We start from the raw sequence: 6,775 nt of genomic DNA, 5'->3' as shown, positions 1-6,775 counted from the left end.
TTCAGGTTGTTTATCAGCATCTTCAGTTTAATCAGGCGTTTGATGTTGATAATCTTGATGTTGATTTAGGAAAATTTGATCAATGGGTGGGGCGTGTTGGTGGGCGTTTAAGCAAGACGTTAGGTGTTGTGGAAGAGGGACGTGAAGTTTCTTTTTATAGTAAGCTTTCTTATTTGCATAGTTTTGAAGATAAGCAATTCGTTTCTTTTAAAAACGATTTTCAGTTAGGTTCCTTTGGTTCTTCTTTGGAAGCAGGGGTTGGGTTTAATGCCCGTCTCTCAACAAAACTTTCTCTTCGTGGAGATGTCACTTATCAGCATAGATTTAAGAAAATTGGTTTTTCTGGAACGAGTTTCTCTGCTGGATTGCGCCATCTTTTTTGAAAAGGTGCAATATGTATTTTTAGTTAAAAGGCAGAAGATTTTCTGCCTTTTAATGTATTGAAATTTATTTTGCTTCATCAATATGGTTATTTTTTTGATATAAAAGATTACAATAGATGCTTTCTTTTATGCGATGAGGAGTTTTTCTAAAATTTTTGATGTTAAGATATGAGAACAGATTTCATTGTGAATGTGAGAAGATTAAACGCTAAATGCTTGTGGCATAAGCTTTCAAAAGAGACGATATTGATGATTGTTTTTGTCCATTTCTTTATTAATTTTTATAGATCATAAGTTTAGTCTTGATGAGTTTTATGCATTGTTTTGAATTTTGTTTTAGAACTTTATTCACGTTTATATCATTTATACGCTATTTGTTCCCTTTTTTAGGATATTTACTTAAGAATTTTGGATAAATACTTGTTTTTAGAACAAACAGAGGGAGTTTGAGGTCAAATTATAATAAAAGTAAAGTATGCTTTATCGTATTGTTACTGTTGTTGTTTTGTAAATGATAGGTGGCAGAAAAATTTCGATAAGATATAGGATATTATTTTTATTGCGGTCATGCGCGGATATCATCATTCTTTTTTCAGCATTCAATATTTGCGCAGATTTTAGCACCCTAGAATGTTCATAAGAAGCAATTCACCTTTTTTCAAAAGTCCTTCTTTACATGCCAGCTTCGTTTGTGATGGACAACGGGTTAATTGATTAAATATAAACAGGTTTGAAATGAAAGAAATTTATAATATTCAGTTTTTTATTCAATATGTAAAATGATGAATGAGTATTCTGAATCATTGATGAAATTTTCCTAAATCAACATCAAGATTATCAACATCAAACGCCTGATTAAACTGAAGATGCTGATAAACAACCTGAATCTGCGGATCAAAAACAACACCTTTATACCCTGTTGCAAACGTTCTACCGCTCGTTAAAGAACCGCTAAACTGTTTACCCTTTAACGCCACAACCTTGCCCCGTGAAAGGGTCAAAACATCACCCTTAAAAAGACCATACGATACCACCCCATCTATATAAAAACCCCTATCATGCTGCAAACTTCCATAGGCAGCAACAGACCATTTATTAAATGCGCTTTTTTTGCTTTGTTCAACATCCTGAGGGTGTAGAGAAAGATTTCCATAGTTTCCCAAAGCACCAAAGAATATACGAGTATATAAACTCTCAATCTCGTTCAATAAAACACCTGCTTCAAGTGCATTATAATCGAGCTCTGCGCCATAGCCATATTCAAAAGCAGATAAATTGGAAGCATAATGATGGCTCCCCCCATAAGCACGCAGAAAAAAGGCTGTCTTTTCATTCTCTTTCCAAGAAGAATGAAAAGCATTCCGCATTATCTCCAACGTCTTATTTTGCGTGATCATATCCACTAAACCAGCATGAAATAAGGCATTTGGCAAAAGAAGATAAGTTGGAACCTGTGGAACAACAGCTCTAATACCTAGCTCAGGCGGAACATCAAGCGGTATAGAGAGATTAGACGAAGGTTCCAAAGCATCAGAGGACTCAGAAGGCTTTGGTTCAACAGGGGAAGAAGCAGAAGGAACAGAATCTGGAGATGAAGGTGATACCGGAACAGAGGGCGGTAATAGAAGCTCCATGAAATGATTATTAGATAGAATTTTCTAGGCAAGAAACTAAAGTGTAGAAGGCTGCTCGTAGGAAACTTTGTTCTTTAGAGGGGGAACTCAAAAAACTTTTTATTTAGGAAAATAGTGTTGAATTCCCTTCTTCTGATCGTAGGAATAAATCGTTGTTTTAATGATGAGATCAGCTATTTTTTGCCAAATTTTTAAGAAAAATGCTGTTATGGAAGTATGTAGCCTATATAGATGTTTATAGGGAGATAGGGGGCGGTCTTAGGGGTGATGTTTTTATTCTTGTATGGGGGTAGCAATGTTAAAATGTCAAAAACATGTTTAAGGTATTTTCTTGTCGAAAGGGTGCAGGAAAGGAAGAGGGAAGATTTAATGATTACGAAGATTTTAGGAGACTTTTGGGGGGAGAGATTAGGGAGATAGGATTTCTGAGAGCTCTAGAGATGCAAGGGGATAAGATTTCTGGAGGATTGTGTGGGCATTTTTTATCAGCGATGATTGCGCTTGTTGGTGTAATTTAATCAGTGATATTGATTATACCACATTCACCATTTTCGCTTCCAAAGGCGAGGTTGTGCCCTGCTTGATCCCAGTTGAGTGCTGAGATAGCGCTTTTCCCATAACCTTTTAGAAGGACTTCTTTTCCATCATGAAAATATGCGGCTAAAATCATTCCATCATTGAAGCCTATTGCTACAATTTCTTTGTTTGGGTGGCATGAAACGGTGCTCACAAGCGCATTTGCTTGTGTGCCTAGTTCTAGAGGTGTTTTTCCCATGGGGCCGTCTTTTGTATGAAAGGGCCAAATAATTGCAGCAGAGGCACCTGAGGTTGCTAGCCATTTTCCTTTGGCGCTCCAAGACCAGCTTTTGACTTTGCTTGGGTAGCCACTCATGCGGAGGTGCTGATTATCAGTCAGACGCCAGCCATGCAAGGCATTTTCTTGCATCGTGGAAATGACATAGCGGTTGTCTGGTGAAAAGGTGACACCACAATGAGCTCCTTTCCATACCAATGTGGTAGGAGATATTTGCGTTGATAACCAATGAAGAGTAACACCATTGTAATGGGCAACGGCAAGTCGTAAACCTTTTGGGGCAAAAGCTAGGCCTTCTACACTGCGTTCATGCGTGAGCTCTTGCTGTTCTTTTCCAACCTGTGCAAATGCGAGACGAGAGGAGGAAAAGGCAAAAGCTTTTTGTGGTCCAAAAGCAACGTTGTTTATCCATTTGCGTTCTTTTTGGCTTAACACTTCTGTGTGATCCGCTGCGGTTGTTTGACAGACTTTTCCATCTTCTCCCCCTGTGATGATTGCGGTATTGTCATGGGAAAAATGGCTTGAAATTATTCCTTGGTGAACCTCAACGATTTGTGGGGTTGGGGTTAAAAAAACAATGAAACCTTCTACGGAAACAAAGGCTGGTTTATTGCCTATAAAACCGCAGGAAAGGCAGTAACTTTTGAGATAATAATGGGTAATGTTTGGCATTATTACTTACTCATGCACAATTTTCAAAACCAGTTTTTAACTGTTTGGCATCAAGAGAGCGTCCGATAAAAACAAGACGGCTTTCTCGTTTTTCATCTTCACGCCATGGGCGTTGATGTTGTCCCTCAAGAAGCATATGTATCCCTTGAATGACGTAACGATCATCGTCTCCTTGAAAGGCGATAATGCCTTTAAGACGCAAGATATTAGGCCCCTGTTGCTGCGTAACCTGTTGAATCCAAGAAAAAAACTTTTCTGGTTGCAAAGCGCCTGTTTTTAAACTTACAGAAGTGATGGTAATATCATGAAGGGTGGATACGTTATGATGGTCATGATCGCAATCGGGACCACATACATGGTCGGCGTGTTGGTCTTTATGTTGGTGATCGAGAAAATGAGGCTCATGATCGAGAGTCCGTTGGAGATCAAAAGAACCACGATTAAGGAGTGTCTCAAGAGGAATATCGGCGCGCTGTGTTGTATAGAGTATAGCGCGAGGATTAATAGCTAGAATGAGAGATTCAGCATGGCTGCGTTCTTGTTGAGTAACAAGATCAATCTTATTTAAAAGAACAATATCTGCGAAAGCAATTTGATCTTCAGCTTCACGATTTGTTTTTAGTTGAGAGGGCAAATGCTTTGCATCAACGACCGCTATGACACTGTCGAGAGCTGTTTTTTCATGGACCGTATCATCCATGAAAAAGGTTTGTGCTACAGGGACGGGATCAGCAAGCCCTGTTGTTTCGATAATAATCGCATCAAATCGATGAGAACGTTGTATGAGACTTTCCAAAATGCGAATGAGATCACCACGTACGGTACAGCAAACACAACCATTATTCATTTCATAAATTTCTTCGTCTGATTCAATGATCAGGTCATTATCAATACCAATTTCACCAAATTCATTGACAATGACGGCATAACGTTTGCCATGATTTTCACTAAGAATGCGGTTGAGAAGTGTGGTTTTTCCTGCGCCAAGATAGCCTGTGAGAACCGTAACAGGAAGTTTGTTGGGCTGTATTTTTTCCATGGAGGGACCTTTTATTGTTCTTTATTGCCATGTGTTTATGTTAAATCGATGGATATCATCAAGTAAATCACGAAGCTGAGACAGAACATGAGAAAAGATTGCTTCACCGGCTTGTGGTGTTGCTTTGCTTGCGTCTCCTGCCGCACCTTGCGTGTTTAGATCATGCATTGTCCAACCAAAGGCATGAGGACCATAAGCGCGTAAATATCGATAATTGGCAATCATATCTGCTTGCTTATTATGAAAATTTTTTGCCTTCTCCATATGAACTTTTTTCGGTGCTAAATAAAGCATGAGAGAGGTTTCGATAAAACCTCCATGGATATCAAGATGTTGTTGAGATGGCTCCATGAGACCTTGTGGTAAACCAAAACGGCTCCAGCTTGTTGCTACAGCGAGCATGGAAAGACGCTTTCGTAATTCGGTGATAACAATGCTCATTAAAGGTGAATTGCCTCCGTGAGCATTGAGAAGAAGAAGACGGTTGATCCCTTTGTGATAACAGTTTTCACCAATCTTTATCCATCGCTTAATCGCATCAGAAAAGGTAAGGGTTTGTGTACCTGTAACATCCATATGTTCTATGGAATAGCCAATCTTTTCAACTGGTAAAAGTGCGATAGGGAATTGCTCTTTTGTTTGTAAAGTGAGAGCTTTTGCAAATGCTTCAGCTATAATCCAGTCGGTTTCAAAGGGAAGGTGCTCTCCGTGATATTCATGTGCACCTAAAGGTAAAAGAGCGAGAAAAGGTGGGTTAGATACCATAAATTAATGCCCAAAAGAGAAGTCAACAGAGATAAAGTGATCAAAGGCTTTAGAGTTATTTTTTAGTCTATATATAAAAGAAATGCAAATATCATATTTTTACATTACAGAGGGATGTTATAAAAATGAGAGCTTTGTTAAAAACAGTGAAGCTTTTATTGAAAAAAGCCAATTCAATTGTTGATGTAATATGAGGTGACTCTTCTCAAGATAGATATCTCTTGTAAGATTTTTTGATATGTATTCTTGTTTTTGACAAGTAAATCTTCGGGCATATTAAATACTTCACATCATGTAATGAAAACTGATTTTTCTATTGTCTATTAAAGTGAAAGTTTTGATAAAGCTGCATATGCTTCTTTCTGCTATGGAGCAAGAATAGTCAAAGTATTTTTGTTGTTATGAGTACTACGATAGAACAGATTTTGGTTTCAATCAGCATTCCTAAATTCTTAAGTTAAGTGTACGTATCTATATTACAAAAGAATAGAAATTGATTGATTTTATTTTGGATAGTGTATTAACAGACTTTAGTGTTCATGAGAAAAAATGAATATAAAGGGAAGAATTCACTAAGATAGAATTTGCTCTCTCAGAGAGCAGTTTATAAGATGATTCAAAAAGAAACACCGTTGGATACATGATAAACAGAACGCCATTGTGTTGCACATCGACACGCTTGTTTTAAAGAAACATTTAGTACACCAAAGCCTATTTCACGACGCAGCTTGTGAATGGTATAAGGGTAAAACCTTATAATATAAAATCTATTGTGTTCCACCATCTTTACACTTTAAAAGTAAAAAGGGGCACCATCATTCACTTTGCCAGTTTTCAATACTATGTTAACAGCGCTTGATAGTTAAGATACCTCATAAGTAATATTTTCCTTTCTTCAAGTGTATTTATACACACATCGATCTCGTTTGTGATTTGCAAGTGAAGAAATTTGATTGATTCAATATAAACAGAGTTAAAATATAAGAGAGTTTTATAATCGTTAGCTTTCTCATTCAACAGGCAAAACAATAAATTTATTATTCAATATCAGTTTTATGGCGTTATTTTTTCAATGCGCTACTTAAGTTAGTATTTCAAAAATGTAATTTTTTAGTAATTTTCTCTATCACTTTTCCTTCAAGCATTTGATCAATTCTTTATTATTATTCATTTTGCACAAATTGCAGACAGTTATGTGAATATTACAAAAATTTATTTCAAAGAGAATTATTTTTTACTAATACAGAGTAAATATAATTACTCAAAATATAAATAAGGCTACGCTCTACAATATTGACGAAAAATATGGAATAACTTTTATAAAAATTAATAAAGAAAGTTGTTTTTCAGTATTTTGTGGGATCAACTTATTTTTCATGACTCTCTTTTTATTTAATTTTAGGTAGTTTGTTGGAGATCAATTATTGCTTATAATGTTTTTGTCAATCTGATAGATTTACTTATTTTA

General features: G+C 36.6%; 5 protein-coding genes and 1 pseudogene. 2 read left to right on the top strand and 4 right to left on the bottom strand.

All coding sequences use genetic code 11. The features are described 5' to 3' along the window. Nucleotides 1-383, top strand: a 383-nt coding sequence (locus ACFIMW_RS07765) for an autotransporter outer membrane beta-barrel domain-containing protein (protein ID WP_375697389.1), incomplete at its 5' end; no start/stop codon positions are given. A gap of 803 nt (nucleotides 384-1,186) precedes the next feature. On the opposite strand, the pseudogene ACFIMW_RS07760 reads toward ACFIMW_RS07765, so the two are convergent. Continuing rightward, nucleotides 1,187-1,999 (bottom strand): annotated as a pseudogene (locus tag ACFIMW_RS07760) (autotransporter outer membrane beta-barrel domain-containing protein); the annotation flags it as partial. A 332-nt stretch (nucleotides 2,000-2,331) separates the two neighbouring features. On the opposite strand from ACFIMW_RS07760, the gene ACFIMW_RS07755 reads away from it, so the two are divergent. Beyond that, nucleotides 2,332-2,535, top strand: coding sequence for a hypothetical protein (locus ACFIMW_RS07755; RefSeq protein WP_375607367.1), 204 nt, complete (start codon nucleotides 2,332-2,334; stop codon nucleotides 2,533-2,535). On the opposite strand, the gene ACFIMW_RS07750 is transcribed toward ACFIMW_RS07755, so the two are convergent. Genes ACFIMW_RS07750 through ACFIMW_RS07740 form a run of 3 tightly spaced genes read right to left on the bottom strand, consistent with a single transcriptional unit; the run spans nucleotide 2,532 to nucleotide 5,307 of the window. Next, on the bottom strand, nucleotides 2,532-3,503 hold the full coding sequence (locus ACFIMW_RS07750) for a WD40 repeat domain-containing protein (RefSeq protein ID WP_375607366.1): 972 nt from the start codon (nucleotides 3,501-3,503) through the stop codon (nucleotides 2,532-2,534). The two genes, ACFIMW_RS07755 and ACFIMW_RS07750, sit on opposite strands and share 4 nt — an antisense overlap. A 10-nt stretch (nucleotides 3,504-3,513) precedes the next feature. After that, a complete protein-coding gene (locus ACFIMW_RS07745) occupies nucleotides 3,514-4,542 on the bottom strand; it encodes a CobW family GTP-binding protein (protein WP_375607365.1) in 1,029 nt (342 codons plus the stop codon). Nucleotides 4,543-4,563: 21 nt separating this feature from the next. After that, on the bottom strand, nucleotides 4,564-5,307 hold the full coding sequence (locus ACFIMW_RS07740; protein WP_375607364.1) for a creatininase family protein: 744 nt from the start codon (nucleotides 5,305-5,307) through the stop codon (nucleotides 4,564-4,566). Nucleotides 5,308-6,775 lie beyond the last annotated feature (1,468 nt).

Origin of the sequence: Bartonella sp. AC329YNZD (assembly GCF_042196685.1) — a bacterium.
GTDB lineage: Bacteria > Pseudomonadota > Alphaproteobacteria > Rhizobiales > Rhizobiaceae > Bartonella.
The sequence above is the reverse complement of the archived record's forward strand: the minus strand, read 5'-3'. Positions and strand labels throughout refer to the sequence as shown.